General features: G+C 44.0%; 13 protein-coding genes. 6 read left to right on the top strand and 7 right to left on the bottom strand.

The genetic code is table 11. The features are described from left to right. Positions 1-105 precede the first annotated feature (105 nt). Positions 106-501 (bottom strand): peptide-methionine (R)-S-oxide reductase MsrB, encoded by a 396-nt coding sequence (gene msrB / locus LEP1GSC050_RS14905; RefSeq protein WP_198012856.1) that lies wholly within the window; start codon positions 499-501, stop codon positions 106-108. Positions 502-860: 359 nt separating this feature from the next. On the opposite strand from msrB, the gene LEP1GSC050_RS14900 reads away from it, so the two are divergent. Then, positions 861-2,621 carry an acyl-CoA dehydrogenase family protein gene (locus LEP1GSC050_RS14900; protein ID WP_010572016.1) on the top strand — a complete coding sequence of 587 codons (1,761 nt, stop codon included), beginning with the start codon at positions 861-863 and terminating at the stop codon, positions 2,619-2,621. A gap of 207 nt (positions 2,622-2,828) precedes the next feature. Here LEP1GSC050_RS14900 and LEP1GSC050_RS14895 read toward each other — a convergent pair whose 3' ends face one another. Both LEP1GSC050_RS14895 and LEP1GSC050_RS14890 read right to left on the bottom strand, forming a co-directional pair. Beyond that, complete coding sequence (locus tag LEP1GSC050_RS14895) at positions 2,829-4,367, bottom strand: TolC family protein (RefSeq protein WP_020987786.1); 1,539 nt, start codon at positions 4,365-4,367, stop codon at positions 2,829-2,831. Next, the gene (locus LEP1GSC050_RS14890; RefSeq protein WP_051184881.1) at positions 4,342-7,509 is read right to left on the bottom strand and encodes an efflux RND transporter permease subunit; all 3,168 of its coding nucleotides are present in this window, start codon (positions 7,507-7,509) and stop codon (positions 4,342-4,344) included. The genes LEP1GSC050_RS14895 and LEP1GSC050_RS14890 overlap by 26 nt, the downstream gene beginning before the upstream one ends. 174 nt (positions 7,510-7,683) lie before the next feature. Between LEP1GSC050_RS14890 and LEP1GSC050_RS14885 the strand changes: the two genes are divergently transcribed. The 4 genes from LEP1GSC050_RS14885 (at position 7,684) to cfa (ending at position 11,339) form a co-directional block, all read left to right on the top strand. Then, positions 7,684-8,436 carry a biotin--[acetyl-CoA-carboxylase] ligase gene (locus tag LEP1GSC050_RS14885; protein WP_040911748.1) on the top strand — a complete coding sequence of 251 codons (753 nt, stop codon included), beginning with the start codon at positions 7,684-7,686 and terminating at the stop codon, positions 8,434-8,436. 2 nt (positions 8,437-8,438) lie between these two features. Beyond that, on the top strand, positions 8,439-9,212 hold the full coding sequence (locus LEP1GSC050_RS14880; RefSeq protein ID WP_010572012.1) for a type III pantothenate kinase: 774 nt from the start codon (positions 8,439-8,441) through the stop codon (positions 9,210-9,212). A gap of 28 nt (positions 9,213-9,240) precedes the next feature. Further along, positions 9,241-9,876: a ParB-like protein gene (locus LEP1GSC050_RS14875; RefSeq protein WP_010572011.1), complete on the top strand. Its 636-nt coding sequence runs from the start codon at positions 9,241-9,243 to the stop codon at positions 9,874-9,876. Between the two features lie 347 nt (positions 9,877-10,223). Then, the gene (gene cfa, locus LEP1GSC050_RS14870) at positions 10,224-11,339 is read left to right on the top strand and encodes a cyclopropane fatty acyl phospholipid synthase (protein WP_010572010.1); all 1,116 of its coding nucleotides are present in this window, start codon (positions 10,224-10,226) and stop codon (positions 11,337-11,339) included. 52 nt (positions 11,340-11,391) lie between these two features. Here the strand turns inward: cfa and LEP1GSC050_RS14865 are convergent, their stop codons facing one another. Further along, positions 11,392-11,874 (bottom strand): crossover junction endodeoxyribonuclease RuvC, encoded by a 483-nt coding sequence (locus LEP1GSC050_RS14865; RefSeq protein ID WP_010572009.1) that lies wholly within the window; start codon positions 11,872-11,874, stop codon positions 11,392-11,394. A 66-nt stretch (positions 11,875-11,940) separates the two neighbouring features. After that, positions 11,941-12,690, bottom strand: a complete 750-nt coding sequence (locus tag LEP1GSC050_RS14860) for a YebC/PmpR family DNA-binding transcriptional regulator (RefSeq protein ID WP_010572008.1) — start codon at positions 12,688-12,690, stop codon at positions 11,941-11,943. Positions 12,691-12,880: 190 nt separating this feature from the next. Here LEP1GSC050_RS14860 and LEP1GSC050_RS14855 point away from each other — a divergent pair, with 190 nt between their 5' ends. After that, entirely contained in the window at positions 12,881-13,474 is a 594-nt protein-coding gene (locus LEP1GSC050_RS14855; protein WP_084695343.1) for a Tll0287-like domain-containing protein, read from the top strand. Positions 13,475-13,488: 14 nt separating this feature from the next. Here the strand turns inward: LEP1GSC050_RS14855 and LEP1GSC050_RS14850 are convergent, their stop codons facing one another. Further along, a complete protein-coding gene (locus LEP1GSC050_RS14850) occupies positions 13,489-14,370 on the bottom strand; it encodes a bile acid:sodium symporter family protein (RefSeq protein WP_010572006.1) in 882 nt (293 codons plus the stop codon). 206 nt (positions 14,371-14,576) lie between these two features. Next, positions 14,577-17,177: a SpoIIE family protein phosphatase gene (locus LEP1GSC050_RS14845; protein ID WP_010572005.1), complete on the bottom strand. Its 2,601-nt coding sequence runs from the start codon at positions 17,175-17,177 to the stop codon at positions 14,577-14,579. Between the last annotated feature and the right edge of the window lie 11 nt (positions 17,178-17,188).

Genomic DNA, 17,188 nt, shown 5'->3' with positions numbered 1-17,188 from the left:
TTCGGACTCGGATAAAGGCAGAACGTAATTAAAGTAAATTCCTTTCTAAATTATCCTAGAAGGAACGCTGAGAAACGTAATCCTAGGATAATGCAAAACTCCGATCTAATCTTTTTTAAACTTTAGAGATGCGGAATTGATACAATAACGTAAACCTGTAGGAGCCGGCCCGTCCGGAAAAACATGGCCTAAATGTCCGCCGCAACGCGCACAATGGACTTCGACTCGAGTCATTCCATGGCTACTATCGGTTTCCGATGCTACCCCTTTTTCCGTCGCGGGTTTGTAAAAAGAAGGCCATCCGCTACCGGATTCGTATTTTGTATCCGAGTTGAAAAGTTCCGCTCCGCAGGCCGCACAAAGATACTTTCCTTTTTCTTTATTATAATAATATTCTCCGGTAAACGCCCTTTCGGTTCCCTTTTCCCGTAATATCCGGTACTGGTCGGGAGTGAGGGCCTTTTTCCATTCTTCTTCGGATTTCTGCACTTCGTAGCTCATCTTATTTCCCTTCGTCTTTTCCTTCGGTACTCCATAACTTGGAGAGCAGGTTCCACTCAGCATTCCCGTCAATAGGGGAATTATGCAGAGAAGAAATACAGGTTTACTCATGGCTTTTTCTCCCGCTATATATTTCGACGGGATTTAAAAAGGTTACGTTCGAATTAGATGAAAATCCCGTAAAAGTTCGACTATCAAAGGATTTTAGATTCTTTATTTTGAATCAAAGCTATAACATCTAAGCAACATAGAGAACACCCGTTCGGAAAACTTAGATACATTCGGAAAAGCAGGTACAGCTTGACAACACCTTCCCAAGAGAGTAAACCTTACCTTCAAAGCTCTGCGGAGGAAACGCGATGATTCAAGGAAACTATTTCCAAGATAATGAAGATCTATTATTGCATTTTGATACTCTTATTGATTGGGAAGAGGCGGTAAACGCCTATGAAGGGAATTTCGGCGATGCGGCCAAGTTCAAGGAAACCGGCGACGAACGTTATGCTTATGCGCCGTCTAGCGTAGAGGAAGCCAAGGAATACTATCGTTCCATCCTCGAATCGTTAGGTGAAATGATGGGAGATTTCGTAGCTCCTCGTAGCAAGGAAATGGACCAGATCGGATTAAAGTACGAAAATGGAAAAGTAACGTTCCCGAAGGCACAAGAAGAATGTTACAAAACGCTAAAGGACTCCGGGTTGATGCCGATTTCAATCAGTCGCAAGTATGGCGGACTGGGCTTACCGGTAACTGTTCAATCTATAATGTGCGAAATCGCTGCGAGAGCAGATGCTGCATTTTGCTTAGCTTACGGAAACATAAACATCGTTGAAATTATGGAACGATTCGCTTCGGAAGAAATGTGCAAGGAATGGCTTCCCAAAGTTGCTGCGGGAGAGTTCAGCGCGGCAATGGCGTTGACCGAACCCAATTACGGATCCGATCTTCCAAACGTCCAGACAAAGGCAGTACAGGCTCCCGATGGAACCTGGAAAATCACCGGAGCGAAACGATTCATCACTCACGCATGCGGCTATATAGATTCACCTTCCGTGATCTTGACGTTAGCGAGAACCGGATCTCCTGAAAGTGGAGCACGAGGATTATCTTTCTTTTTAGTTCAAGGTAAGGACGTTCATATCGCAGGAGTCGAACACAAAATGGGACTACATTGTTCCCCTACCTGCGAAGTAGTATTCGACAATGCACCCGGCCTACTGATCGGAAAAACCGGCTACGGTCTCGTGAAATATTCGATGGGAATGATGAATGCCGCTCGTTTAACGATCGCAACTCAATCTCTTGGAATCGCAACTGCCGCGTATTTCGAAGCAAATAAATATGCGTCCGAAAGAATCCAATTCGGAAAACCTATCTGCCAAATCCCGGCCGTGAAAAAAATGTTGGATCGGATGGAGAGGGAAATTTTAGCCACTCGTTGCTTAATCTCCGAAACGGGTAGAGCCATAGAACTTTATCATTGGCGCAAAGAACGTATGATTAAAGAAGAAGGAAAAAGCGAGCGCGATGTAAGCCAGGACGAGACCATTCGTCGCTGGGAAAAACTCGCCGACTTATTCACTCCTATGAGTAAATATTATGCTTCAGAAGGCTGTGTTTCCATCGCTTCTGACGCATTACAAATTCATGGTGGAAGCGGATACACCGAAGATTACGACGTAGCACGGATCTATCGGGATAGTCGCATTACGACCATCTACGAAGGAACCACCCAGTTGCAAGTCGTAGCTGCGATCGGAGGAGTCGTTTCGGGAATGTCTCCGACAGGAAGTCTCCGACAGTATATCGAATCCGAACTGGCCAGTTTTAAACCGTCCGAGGATTTGAAAAAACTCTGGGAATACGTGGAAACCACGGTTCAGAAATTCAAGACGATCACCGACAGCCAGGTAAAAGATACGTTAGCTTTCGAAACCGTGGAAACTGCGGCTCGGCTCGTATGCGGACTCCTTTTGGAAAAATCTCTCCTAAAGTCAAGCGGAGATTCCAGGAAAAAAAGGGAAGAAGCATCCAAAGCTTATAATATAGATTCCTTAGCGATTGCAGAAGGGAATTTATTCAAGTTAGAGAGAGCTTCCCGCCAAGCAGTGGCCGTTTAGATCCGTTCTGGAGATCGCCGGCAGCATTTTGCGATGCTATCGGTGATCCTGTTCGCGTATTTCATATCGGCTTTATTCCGAAAGAAACGACAGTTCATTACTAATTTGGAATAAAGCTGATGTCGCCAGAACGTCGATACGGAAAAAAATCCGAGCAAGCCCGTGCAGGAGCTCCAACACGGTAGAGAAATTCCGTTTTAAAATTCTCTAATTTTCCTTACTTTCTTTTTCCGCAGGAAGACGAGGGATCTCGCCGGTTGTAACTCCGACGACGATTCGATTCAAATTATGTTGGTGCAACATCCTACGGTAAGTCATTTCGGACGTTAAAGCGGAAAGTCTGGCCGTAATCGATTCGATCCGACTCGTCCTTCCGGTCCTATAACTCGCGACTTGCGATTGAGCCGTCTCCTGAGCTAGAGTATATGCTTTTTCATAAATAGTAAGAAGTCTCTGAGAATTCTTATACCCTTCGAACGCGTTTCTAATCTCCTGAGACGCGGTTCTTCTGGTTTGAGACACGGTAAGTTTCGCCTGTTTCCTTTGAGAATCCGCCGCGCGGTAGTTTTCGAGCTGGGCAAAAGGAGTGAGCGGTACGGTGACCTGGAATTGAGTAACGATATCCTTATTATAAGTCGTTCCAGGTGTAGGAAAAGAATAATAATTGTTAAATGCAATGGAAGGCAGATAGATGTTCGTCATCGCCACCGATTTATTCCATTCGCTCGCCTTGAGGCTTTTATCCGAAGCGAGAACGTCGTATCTTTTCGAAAGAAATTCTTCCGGCTCTCGATCCACTGGGGCATCCGGTAGATTATTAGCTTGGTATCCGGCGACCTTAAGAGTCGGCTCGCTGCCCGCCATCGTAAATAAAGTAATCCTTACCTGTTCCAATTGAAATTTAGTGTCTCCGAGCGAAGCTTCGGCATTGGACAACCTGGTTTCTGCCGAAAGTAGCTCGGATCTCATTATTCGACCCAAGGAATAAAGTCTGCGCCGTTCCTGCACATCCTCCGATGTCAAATCGAAAGTTTGTTGGGCGAATCGTAAATTCTCCTCTAACATTAGAAAATTAAAATATGCCTGGGCCAATTCCAAATACATTCTACCTGCTTCATGTTTCGCTTCCAGTCTTCTCTGCTCAGTGGTAAATTTTGCTGATTTGAAACTCAAAAACGACGTTATCATAGTATTGATCGGAACGCTCAATAGAATACGCGAACCGGCAGTAGCTGTCGGAGAGATAGTAGTCGAAGTTCCTCCGGTAGAGGAAGGGACAAGCAACGCCCCCGGACCGTACTTGTCCAGATTGGCTTGCAGTTGATTATCGGCCGATATTTGTTGAGCCAAAGAAGCGGTCGGAGTCGGATGAACGGGAGGCGTCGTGTAGAATTTGTTATACACATACGATAAAGTCGGAAAGAACCCGGCAAATTGCGCCCATTTTTGAGCCTCCGCCTGTTCGGTGGTCTCGTTTCTTAAAGCGATCCGTTCCGTTCTCTCTACGGCGAGAATGTACAAATCGTCTAAAGAGACTGCGTAACGTGACGATGCTCTTTCCACATCCTGAGTCGTTACTCCGGTTACTTGTTTTAAATTATCCTCTACGACGCCGTCCTTTAGTTTGACTTCAGTCGAAGTTAGCGACGTCGAGGAGGCGCAGGAAATAAAGAAATGAAGAATGGACCATATGCAGATAGGAAGAAAAAAAAGAACTTTTTTATCTATTATGCGATAACTTATCATTCGATTCCTTTTCCATAAGAAAATACGCGGCAGGCACCACGATAAAAGTAATAAGAGTCGAGAGAACCAGTCCACCCAAGATGGTAATTGCCATCGGGACGCGAGTCTCGGAGCCGGGTCCTAATGCTAGCGCCGGTGGAATAGCCGCCGCAATGGATGAGAAAGAGGTCATCAACACCGGTCGCAATCGGACAGGACAACCTTCCCGGATCGACTCTGCAATGCTTTTTCCTTGCGAGCGGACATGGTTTACGAATTCGACTAATAGAATAGAGTTCTTCTTAACAAGCCCGAGCAACATGATCAAGCCGATAAAGCTATACATATTGAACGATTGCTTCGTAAAATAAAGAGCGATTAGCGCCCCGGAAAAACTGAAAGGCATCGCTAATAATATATAAAGAGGTTGCTTTAGGCTATTGAACTGACTCGCTAAAATCATATAGGACATTACAATTCCCATAACAAGGGCGAATAAAAGACTACTAGCGGATTCTCCGGCTGTCTTTGCCGAACCTGTCACGTCGACCGAATAGCCTTCCGGAAGCACTTCTTTAGCGATTCGTATGGATTCTTCCGTAGCTTTGTTCTGTCCGACGGCTACCGGAGGATTTCCGAATATTTTAATCGTTCGATCCCGGTTAACGCGAGTAATATTCTTTAGCGTATTCGTGGCTTGAAGAACCAAAACGTCTTTTAAACGCACGAATTCACCGTACGTATTGCGAACGCTTATATTCGGTATGATGTCGGCTTTTTCTCCCTGTTCCTTGTTAATCTTAACGCGGACATCGTAACTTCTCCCGTTTTCGGTAAATCGACTCACCTTTTTCCCGCCCATCAGAGGTCCGATCGTATTTCCGATATTCGCCATACTAACGCCTCTCAAAGCAGCGGCTTCTCGGTTGGGTAAAATCCGGACTTCCGGCTGTCCCGAAACGTAATCCGTATCGATGTCCAATAGAACTCCACTTTGGTCCAAGCGATTTCGAATTTCGTCGGCAACCTTGGCTAAATTGGCCCAATCCGGTCCGGACAATACGAGCTCGACTGGATATCCTCTTCCCGCACTAAACCCTCTTTGCGACAAGTCCTGAACGGAAAATTTACATTCAGGAACGAGTGCTTTTAAATCTTTTCGTAAATCACCGAAGATTTCGTTTTGAGTTATTTCTCTCCCCGTCTTTTTGCTCTTTGGTCGTTGTCCCATATCTTTGACCGAAACAAAAAACATCGCCCCGTTGGATTCCGTTCCGCCCATTCCGCCTATATTAGACATATACTTGGAAATTTCCGGTTTCTTAAGAAGATACTCCTCCACCTTCTTCATGGCTTCGTTCGTTCGGTAGATGGAGGACCCGATCGGCATTTTTGCACGAATAATAAAACGACCCATGTCCTGTGGAGGTATAAATTCTTTTTTTAGGAGCAGCAAAAACCCTAGAGAAAGCACGAACAGAAGTGTGGACAATATAAGGATGATTTTTGGAAACGCTATCACGTAGTCCAATGCCTTACCATAAATGCGTTCCGAAAATTGAAGGAATCTTTCGATGATCGGATCCATCTTTTTAAAGAAGGAAATCGGCGCTACCGCGGCTTTGAATTTGGCGATCGTTTGTTCGAATCGATTCGGATCGGATACGGGTTCGGGAAAACGTATCGTCGCCTTTCCGCCCCGTTTCTTATGCTCCTGAAGTTTATGCTCCCGATAACGCGAAGCTCGCATCGGAGTAAAGCTCAAAGCTTCGAATAAAGAAAGAGCGACCGCGACCGCGACCGTTACTCCGAATTCGAGGAAGTACCTACCGATGATTCCGGACATGAAAGCGACTGGAAGGAAAATTGCGATAATCGCCAGAGTGGCGGCTAACGCAGCGAATCTGATTTCTGAAGCCCCGTCCAACGCGGCTTGGAACCAAGTCTTTCCCATCTCCCGGTGTCGACTGATATTCTCCAGGACCATGATAGCGTCGTCCACGACGATTCCCACTGCGAGGGAGAGTCCGAGAAGAGTAAAGGTATTCAGCGTAAATCCCGCGAAATATAATATTAAGAAAGTCCCCATCACGGAAGTAGGAATTGCAAGGAGTACGTTCCACGTGCTGCTCCAACTTCCCAAGAATAATCTACATACAAAGCCGGTCAAAAGCGCGGAAAGTACGAGCGTAAAGATCAGCTCTTTGACTGAATCGCGGATAAATGTAGTGTTATCATTCGCAATGGAAAGATCGTATCCTTTCGGAAGCGTCGGTTTTAATTCCGCGATCTTCTTCTTAATTAGATCTCCGACTTGAACCGCGTTTGCGCCTTTGAGTTTTTTAATTCCTAATCCGACTGCTGAAATTCCGTTAAAGCGCGAAATCCTTCTAATTTCATCCAAGCCGTCCTCGATATGAGCGACTTCACGAAGACGAACGGGTCGAAACATGGCGGCCCCGCTTCTCGAATTTATAAAGATATTCGAGAACTGCTCCACTGTCGGGACGTCTCCGACAGCTCTCAACGAAACTTCCGAACTTTTGTTTTCCACTCTCCCCGAGGGCACTTCTATATTCTGTTCGGTTAATGTATTTGTAATATCATTGACGGTCAATTCCGCCCTAGTCAATCGTATCGGATCCAAGAAAACGTTGATCGTCCGATCCACGTATCCGCCTAAAATGATTTCTCCTACACCCGATATCTCTTGAAATTTATCCTTGAGATGCGATTTCACGAAGATCATTTTTTCTTGATCCGTTCGACCGACGGCTGTCAGCGAAATCCAAATGATGGGTGTGTCGTCCGGGTTGGACTTCATCAAGATAGGAGGGTCCAAGGCGTCCGGTAATTTGTTTTGAACTTGAGCGATTTTAGTCTGAATTTCTTGAATCGCAACGTCTACATCGCGCTTCAATTCGAGTTCCACAGTGATTGTGGCGGAGTTATCGGTGGATACCGATCTAACTTCTACTACTCCCTGAACCGTAAGTAAAACTTCTTCGATCGGATCCACCACATCGGTTTCCATAACCGAAGCGTTGGCACCCTCTAAATTTAACGTAACGTTTACTACCGGAAAGTCCACGTCCGGCATCTGAGAAAGTCCCATCCGGGAAAACCCTATAGTGCCGAGTAGGATAATACCGATCATCATCATCCATGCGAAGATCGGGTTACGAATGGAAACTTCTGATAATTGCAAAGGAACCTCTAATTAATGCGGGATCGGTCCCGAGAAACGAGATCTAAGTTCATTTTTTCAGACCTCCCTTTTTATCGCCGGTGCCAGATTTTTTCTTGTCCGAAAGGAACATTCCAATATGAAATTCCCATGTCTTTTCGACTTCTCGAACCCGATAAAGGGATACTTCTTTCCGAGGCAATCTCGACAAATACGATTCTAAAGGGGAAAGAATTTCCTCCAGGAACCTGGATCCAAGCTGACTTTCAGTCTCAAGGAAGGGGACGTAAAAATCGAACCTGGGCGATACTAGGGGACGAGCCTTTCATATTCTCCGGAAAGTTTCGTTCGACAGGCGAATTACCTTCTCCGAATCTTTTTTCCTTATTCATCGGAGTCTCCGTAGCTAAAGCCCTGTTATCAACCTATCCTTCTTTACACGAATCGGGCGATCTTAAAATCAAATGGCCGAACGATATTTTCGTGAACGGTAAGAAAGTTTGCGGGATTTTAATAGAAACCGAAAAAGAAGGAGAAGACTGGGATTGGATCGTCGGCATCGGGATTAATCTTTTCGGAAAAAGTCTCTCGGAAGAATTACCCGAAGCCGGATTTGTGACGTCCTTGACGACCGAGGCCGGAAGAAAAAACCGTTTCTTAGAAACGCTCCTACCGTTGTTAAATGATGCGGCCCTATCCCTGGCCGACGGTAAAACGTATCTTTCGTTTATTAACGAACGACTTCTATGGAAAGGAAATGCGATCTCCTATACGGAAAACGGAGTTCCGCAGACCGCGATATTATTGGAAGTGGATGATTCCGGACGCCTACTCGTTCGATCTCCTTCCGGAGAAATCACCGAATTCATTGACAGTCCCGAAGATTTTAGATCCCTGGGTTAGGAATGATTCTAGTTATAGATGTCGGTAATACAAATACCGTTTTCGGAATTTACCGGGACGGTTCCAAGGAACCTATCTTTCATAGGCGAACCGTAACGAGAAGAGACCGGACCTCCGATGAAATGGGCCTTTTTCTAAGAGGGTTTTTAAGGGAATTTGAAATCGATAGTTCGCATATTCGCGGAGGAATTTATTCTTCGGTAGTTCCCCAATTGAATCCTATCTTAGAAAGAATGATCCAAGATTGGTTTAAGATCGACCCGATTAGAGTTCATTATCAAATGAAACTCCCGTTCGGAATTAAATATCCTAGACCTTTCGAGATCGGAGCCGACCGTTTGGTAAACGCCGCCGCTGCGGTAGTCGATCATCCGGGAAAAAGTATCATCATCGACTTAGGTACTGCGACTACATTTTGCGTAGTCGACGAATCTCCGAATTACTTAGGCGGAGTTATCGCTCCCGGATTAAAGGGATCCATGGACGCTCTCACGCGAAACGCCGCCCAATTGCCGCCGATCGTATTCCAAGCGCCGACGAAGATACTAGGCGATTCCACGATCGAATCCATCCAAGCTGGATTTTTTTACGGATGGATCGGATTATTGGAAGGAATCATACGAGAAATTAAAAAAAGCTACGGGCAGGAATATACCGTGATTGGCACCGGCGGATTGGTTACCACTATCCACGCAGCCCATCCAGGAATTTTCGATAAAATAGAACCGTTATTAACGTTACGAGGGTTGCAATTTCTGTACGAATTGAATCATTAATGCGATTCGACACGAGAGTAAGATTAAAATGACCGACATCCAAGAATACACATCCGATCTGCAGATAGACGATTTCAGCGTAGTCGATACTTCGACTCTACATCCGACTCAACTCTGCCTTGGATTCCGAGAGGTTCAATATAGAATCGGACAATTTAAAGAAATGTCTTCGGAAGATCTGGATTCATACTTAAAAGAGAATTACCTTCCAGTGGTAATCGGCCCGGACAAGCGACCTTACGTCGTGGATCATCATCATCGTGCTCGCGCAATCGAACTCACCGACATGCGTGATACGGTCTATATTAAAGTTTTAAAAAACTGTTGCGAATGGAAAGAGAGAGACTTCTGGTTAATGATGCGGGAAAATGCATGGGTATACTTATTCGACAAAGATGGGAACCCCGCAGATACCGAGGAAATTCCCTCCAGCCTGGAAGATCTAAAAGACGATAAATACAGAAGTTTAGCGTGGGCGGTACGCAAAGCCGGCGCTTATGAAAAATCGGACAAACCGTTTCAAGAGTTCCTATGGGGAGATTTTTTTAGGCAGCGGATAGATTTTGAGGATACTGAAGAAGGGTTTCAAGCTGCCGTAAATAAGGCCGTCGAACTTTGTAAAACTCACGAAGCAAAACATCTGCCGGGATTCATTAAAAATTAGGCGTTCTTAATCCGATCTAAGGGGGTAGGATCTTATTCCGGTATAAATTGAAAAACGGTCACAATTGAACCTATAATTCTATGTCGCTTAACAGAAAGCGTATCCGCAAAAGACCAATGTAATCTACTCCGTGTCCGAACACCTAACTTGGATTTTATCATCGCCTACTTTTAATTAGACCAAGTTACAAATTCATTTCGATTTCTTAATTTACCTTTTCAATTGATATTTTGCATATAAATTCCCGAAGAATATCATCCCTATTTTAAACTTTTTCGATTGCGATCTTTACCAGAAGTCTCTACACTTCATCTTGCTAAATCCTGCCGATATACGGAGGCATTCCGATGCGAAGCGCTATTCGAAGTAAAGTGGAAAATCTTTTTTCCGGAGCGGGTATTTCATTCGGAGGAAATTCCCCCTGGGATATTAAGATCAGAGACGAAGCCTTTTACGAAAGACTAATCGCAAAAGGCTCGTTAGGTTTTGGAGAGGCCTATATGGACGGCTGGTTCGAGAGCGAACAGTTGGATCAAACCGTCTATAGAATCGTTAAAGCAGGACTCGAAAACGCCGGTGGAAAATCCTGGAGAGATATTCTACTACTCGTACTTTCACGGTTGATTAATCAGCAAAATAAAAGTAGAGCCTTCGAAGTCGGGGAAAGACATTATGATCTCGGAAACGATCTCTTTCAAGAAATGCTCGATCCGGAACTCGTATATTCATGCGCCTATTGGAAGAACGCTGCCAACCTAGCAGAAGCGCAAAAAAACAAACTGGATTTAATCTGTCGTAAAATCGGATTAAAATCAGGTATGAAAGTATTGGATATCGGTTGTGGTTGGGGAGGCTTTGCCCGGCATGCTGCGCGAAACTACGGAGCGGAAGTCGTAGGAATTAGCGTTTCAAAAGAGCAACTAGCTCTAGCCAACGATCTTTCCAAAGGTTTAAAAATCGAATTTAGGCTACAGGACTATAGGGACGTGAACGAGTCTTTTGATCGTATCGTTTCCGTCGGTCAAATGGAGCATGTCGGGTTTAAGAATTATAGGACCTATATGAAACTTGTTTATAAATGTCTTAAAGACGAAGGTCTCTTTCTCTTACATACGATAGGATCCAATGATACCGCGAGAGTAGGAGATGCGTGGATAGAAAAATACATATTTCCGAATTCCCTTCTTCCTTCGTTGGCTCAATTAACGAGTGCAAGTGAAAATTTATTCGTATTAGAAGATCTACAGAACTTCGGAAGCGATTATGATAGAACCCTAATGGCCTGGTATCATAATTTCGAAAGATCCTGGAAGAAAATAGGATCCAAATACGGAGAAAGATTCCACAAAATGTGGAAATTCTATCTTCTTGCGTGCGCAGGTGCATTCCGAGCTCGTAAATTACAACTTTGGCAATTTGTTTTCACGAAAGGTGTGGATGGCGTTTACGAGGCCGCAAGATAATTCGATTATAACGTTCGGTTCGAATCGTGGAAGGTAAATGAAGCGGATACGTTTACAAACCGACCGATCCGGCCATTGCTAAGCCTACGTACGCGGATGCTAACGCATCCCAAGAGTCGTCATGTCCGGTCAAATCACGCAGTCCAAGCAACAATCCTAAGGCGGATTTTATATCTTTCTTATCGGCGGTTCCGCTACCGGTAGTTCCTTTTTTAATTTGAGAAGCCGTCGGCTCGACGACGGGAACATTATGCTCTCCTAATGTAAGCAAAATGACTCCCCGAGATTCGTACACTTTAGCTGCAGTGGATCTATTCTTTGCAAAAAAAAGCTCCTCTACGCAGGCGAGATCGGGTCGAAATTCGTCCAATATGGCGTCTAACTGACGGCGAATCGCGATTAAATTTACCGGACTTTTCGTACCCGGCGGGACTTCGATCGTCCCGTATGTGCGAACTAGAATCACCGACTTTACTTTCTCTAAAACGGCATATCCCATGCGATGGGAGCCAGGATCTATGCCTAAGACTTTCATCCTCTAAAGAAAGTTCAATTGTTCGATCCGTTTTCGAACAATAAAAAATCCTTTATTATAAGCCGATCATTCATATTCTTTCTCTAATTCCGGAGCCAATTCGAAGTTGGAATTCACGCTCTGAACATCGTCATGAGATTCGAGATTATCGATTAATTTCATCACTTTATCCGCAATCTCCTTATCGGCCACTTCGGTAGTGACCAAAGGAACGAATCTAATTTCGGATTCGTCGGTCTTAATTCCTTTATGATTCAAGGCATTTTGAACCGCCTCATAATCTTCTGGAGTCGAGACTATCCTATAGACTTCGCCTTCGTTTTGAACGTCTTCGGCGCCGGCCCCCGCCGCTAAATCAAAGAGTTCCTCTTCTCCGATCTGATCCGAGGGAACGATAATAATCCCTTTTCTTTCGAAAAGACGACTAACGCTTCCGGTTGTTGCGAGGGAGCCTCCCAACTTGGTCAGAATACTTTTAATTTCGGGAGTAGTTCTGGATTTTTTATCCGTTACGGCCTCGACCATGATTGCAATACCGCCGGGACCGAAACATTCATAAAGGCATTCCTCGTAAACGATGCCCTCTAATTCTCCAGTTCCTTTTTTAATCGCCCGTTCGATATTATCCTTAGGCATATTCGCGGATTTGGCCTTCAACACCGCGAGACGTAAACGAGGATTTCCTTCCTGGTCCGATCCCCCCATTCTTGCGGCTACGGTGATCTCTTTTACCACTTTTGTAAAGATCGCCCCTCGTTTCGAATCGATCGCGTCCTTCTTACGCTTAATAGTGGCCCACTTACTATGACCCGACATCGGATGTTCCCCTTTTTATCGAATTAAGAATTGATTGTTTGGAATTTTAAGCTCGAACACGAGTTTTCAAATACGCTTTTTTCAACAAATCCCTATTTTTCAGCCTTGTCCATCTTTTTTGAGAGATCGACTTCGCTCCGGACTAGATGGAAAGGCTTGGCAAAGAACTCGAATTCGATATGATTGTTATGTGAATAAGAATAAATCCTCCCTCTTCCGCAAGATAATCCTCCAAGGGACTGCAATCGCAATTTTAATCCAATTTTTTGCCGTTTGCGATCGTAACCAAGATTTAGAAAAAAAGGAAATTATCAAGGCCCTCTTCGAAGAACTTCAGGCGGATTTGTTAAAAGAACTCCAGGAATCCATAAAGAAAAACGGAATCGCCTCTTCGATCGCAGTTTGTAAAACGATCTCTCCAGCCAAGGAACGCGAACTTTCCGCAAAATATCCTGGCTTAAAATTGCGAAGAATCTCCGAAAAAAATAGAAACCCCGAGCATGCACCGAACGAATGGGAAGCTAAGGTTATTACGGACTGGAAACAATTCGCAAGAAAGGGAAACCCCCCATATATGTTCTTTGAAAGCGCTCCGCAGGAACTCCGTGCCCTTAAGCCTATCCTATTGGCCAATGAGACCTGCCTAAAATGCCACGGTCCGACTGAAAAGATAGATGCAAAAACTAAAACTGCGTTAATGCAACTCTATCCGGATGATAAAGCGACAGGATACAAACTGGGAGACTTGAGAGGCGCCTTTTCCGCAACTTGGAAACGCTTATAATCTAGTCCGCGATATTAGGACTCGACTTCCTCCGGTAATGGGAAAAGTCGAGACCAAACCAAAGCCATCGTGATACCCGTTAAATACATCCAAATGCTGAATACTGCCGATGGTAAGGCGACCTTCGGACCGAAAAATTGAACTGCAAGAGTCATTCCGAGCGTGGTATTTTGAATAGCGACTTCGATCGAAATCGTACGACATTGCCTTTCCCCGATTCGAAGAAATTTAGGAAGGAAGTATCCGGCAGCGAAACCGAATGCATTATGTAAGACGACCGCCGCTCCGACAAGGCTAATCATATTCCAAAATTCGCTTCTATTCTTAAAGACTACGAATCCGATCACGAAAACCAAAAATAGAATCGAAAATATTTTGTAAGGCTTTTCTATCGCACGGGCGATTTTAGGAAATCGATAGTTGACACTCATTCCTATCGTAATCGGGATCACGATAATAATAATTACGGTCTTTAACATTTCTATAAAAGAGATTTCTAAAATTTTCCCGGAAGGCGCGTCCAACAAAGATCCGAAAAAGGAAACAATAAACGGTGTTAGAAGCGGACAAAGTAGAGTCGAAACCGAAGTAATTACGACCGCCAAAGCCACATCCCCTTTAGCCAAATAGTTGATGAGATTCGAAGTCGTTCCGCTAGGACAGGAACCGACCAGAATGACACCTAACGCTAATTCATATTCTAAACCTAAAATCAAAACGACGGCATAGGCGGCTAAAGGCATAATCACGAAATGTCCGATCGTTCCGACTAACGATTGCAAAGGAGTGGTTAAGATTCGTCGAAAATCGCTCAAAGCGAGTCCGAATCCCATTCCTAACATGACGATCGCAAGTAAACTAGGAAGCAAAGCTTTTTCGATAACGCCTAATTGCATCGGCGGTCTCCTTAAAATAACAAATGTTCAATCAATTGGGTGCCCGAGTTCGGCCTCCCTTTCATGTGGAGTGATTTAAGGAGGATCATCGGAAAAGAAAGCGTTTTTTATTCGGTTCGGGAATGCACACCGATCAAATCGGAATTTTCGAATGGGCGCGGCCGAATCGAAATACGTTAGTCTCCTTTTGAAAATACGGAAAAAAATTAGCTCTTTAAAGAAACCGCTTCTTTCCTTTCCGACGAAAAATTAGATAGTCCTATCGCTTTTTTATTTTCAGGATCTAGTCGTAAAGCCTTTTCAAGAAACTCGCGCCCTCTAACTTCCACGCCTATGGATAAGTATATATCCGCCAAAATAATAAGCGCCTTAATATGATTCGGTTTTCTTAACAGTAAACGTTCTGCGATATCAATTGCCTTACCCATTTCACCGGCCATCTTATACGCGTGAGACGCGTAGAAAAAATGATCCAGGGAAGCCGGCGATTCCACGATAAAATCCTCCAAAAACCGAGCCGCCTTGGAAAAATTTTTCTCTTTAAAATGCTGCTCTCCCAAAAGACGAAGTAAATTTTTATCGTGAGGACTAGCTTCTTGTGCTTTCTCCAAAAAATAAAGACCTTCTCGCTTTTCTCCAATCTGAAGAAGACTTTTACCCTTATCATAAAACTCTAAGTATTCTCGACCGGACTTAGATCGTGCTTCTTCGGATTCTCCCAAATACTCCGCGCGCAACAGGGTAAAATCGTCGTACAATTCTCCCTTTGTTTGAAGAATTTCAAAAATACGAGTAGGATCTCCCTGACCTTCTTCGACGATGCCTAAAATTTGTTCGGTATCCTCATTGATGATGGATTCGCCCGACGAATTGACCATCTTCAAATCATCCTTCCCGTCCGATCCGATAAACAGCACATCTTCAGGGGCGAGCTGAAACGTCTGAATGATTAAATTTTGTTCGTTATCGGGAATCCCGAACTTGCGACAAGTTAAAGTCTCTTCAATAAACGACGCTTTTCCATCCCGATATAAAATCGTCCAAGGATGTTCGGCGTTTATATAATAAAGAAATCCCGACTTTTCGTCCAAAATTCCGATTACTGCCGATATGTACATGGATCCGTTAAAGGATTCGTAAACTTGCTGCAACTCCATAAAGACTTGTTTTAACCATTGTTCGGGGGAAACTTCTCTTTCTTTGGTCATTTTGGATCTGGTGAGAATCGCACGGAACACCACACCCAATACTAAGGCGCCCCCGGCACCCTGTATCGATTTTCCCATCGCATCACCGTTTAAAAAAACGGTATATTTCCGTCCCTTTAGCTCCAGATTCCCCGCAACGCAAATATCCCCGCCGATTTCGTAACTCTTAGTTTTGAATTCGAAATTCTTTTTCTGTTTAATGTAAAAATCGACCGATACGTTAGTACTTTTATTTTCATTGACCGTAAGCGGGTTGATGAGCAGGGTCGTGAGAAAATAATCTCCGTCTTGCTGGACTTTTAAACGCTGAACCTGTTCGAGAGTATGATTTAATTCTAATGTTCTTTCCTCGATCTTTTTTTCGAGAGAATCGTTCAATTCCTCAACTTCCTCGTTTAGCCGTACGAATTTATTCGCGAGTATGATTGCCAAGCTCAGAATAAAGAACACGAACGAATATCCGACTAATCTTGGAAAAATAAAAATTCCCCGATCGGTCAGAATGTCCACTACCGTAGCGACTAACACCAGTCCCATTCCCGCAGCGATCAATAACGCATCCCTATTTTTCTTTCTGATTTCTCTTATCAACCAGTAGAATGCGACCGCTACGTACCCTAACCAAATCGGCTGGACTATATTCTGATTTACGAACATGTAATTCAGAACCTCGCCGGTCGCCAAGATATAGAATGCGATACCTAAACAAAGAACGTCCAAGACCTGAAAAAAACGCGATCTCGGAATTCTAAAATAAGCCCGAAGAAAATGACTAAAAAACGGAATGGTAAAAATCAGGACTAAGTATTCCATCTTTTTCATCGTAAAGAAGGAAATACCAAGATCGTATTTAATTTGATTTCTAAAGAATTGATAAGCGACTAGGAGAAGAGTAAACGCGGAAAAGTATAAATTCTCGGATTCTTTTCGCCTGCGAATAAATAGGAATGCAAAATAAATTCCGACGGTCAAATAAACCGTCAAGAATAGAAGTTTCAAATATTCTTCCCGATAAAATCTTGAAATTATTTCCTGGCTAGATCCGATTTCCGTCCTATCATTCGTGATTCCGATATCGTTAGGAAAGTATTTCTCCACTTTTATAAGGAGAAGGTTTAGACTTCCTTTATTCAACAAATCGTCGGGAATCTTATAAATTCGGACCTTATCATAAGCCTGCGGCTTTTCCGCTCCGAAAGTTCCCGTCTTTCCGATCAACGAACCGTTCCAATACGCTTCGTCTCTATCGGAAATAACGCCGAGTCTAATCGAAGCTTGTTCGCGAAAATTACGATCGCTAACTCGAATGACTCTTGCAATCCAGATCGTTTTAATAGAGGAATTCGATTCGATTTTTCGGGTAAAATAATTGCTCGGCGCCGAATAGTCTTCCCATTCTGAAAAGGTTTCGGTCCCATTCAAAAAAGATTCGTAAACGATTTTCGGATCAATCTGACGATGAATCGTCTTCCAACCTTGTCCATCCAAGGAAGGTACCGCGGATAAGTCAGAAATTTCAGCAACGCTGATCTCGCTGGCGATTAAAGGAAAGATATTAATGCAGAGGCAAACACAAGCGAACCTGATAAGGGATTTCATCCCGAAACATC

This window comes from Leptospira broomii serovar Hurstbridge str. 5399 (genome assembly GCF_000243715.2).
GTDB classification, from domain to species: Bacteria; Spirochaetota; Leptospiria; order Leptospirales; family Leptospiraceae; genus Leptospira_B; species Leptospira_B broomii.
The sequence above is the reverse complement of the archived record's forward strand: the minus strand, read 5'-3'. Positions and strand labels throughout refer to the sequence as shown.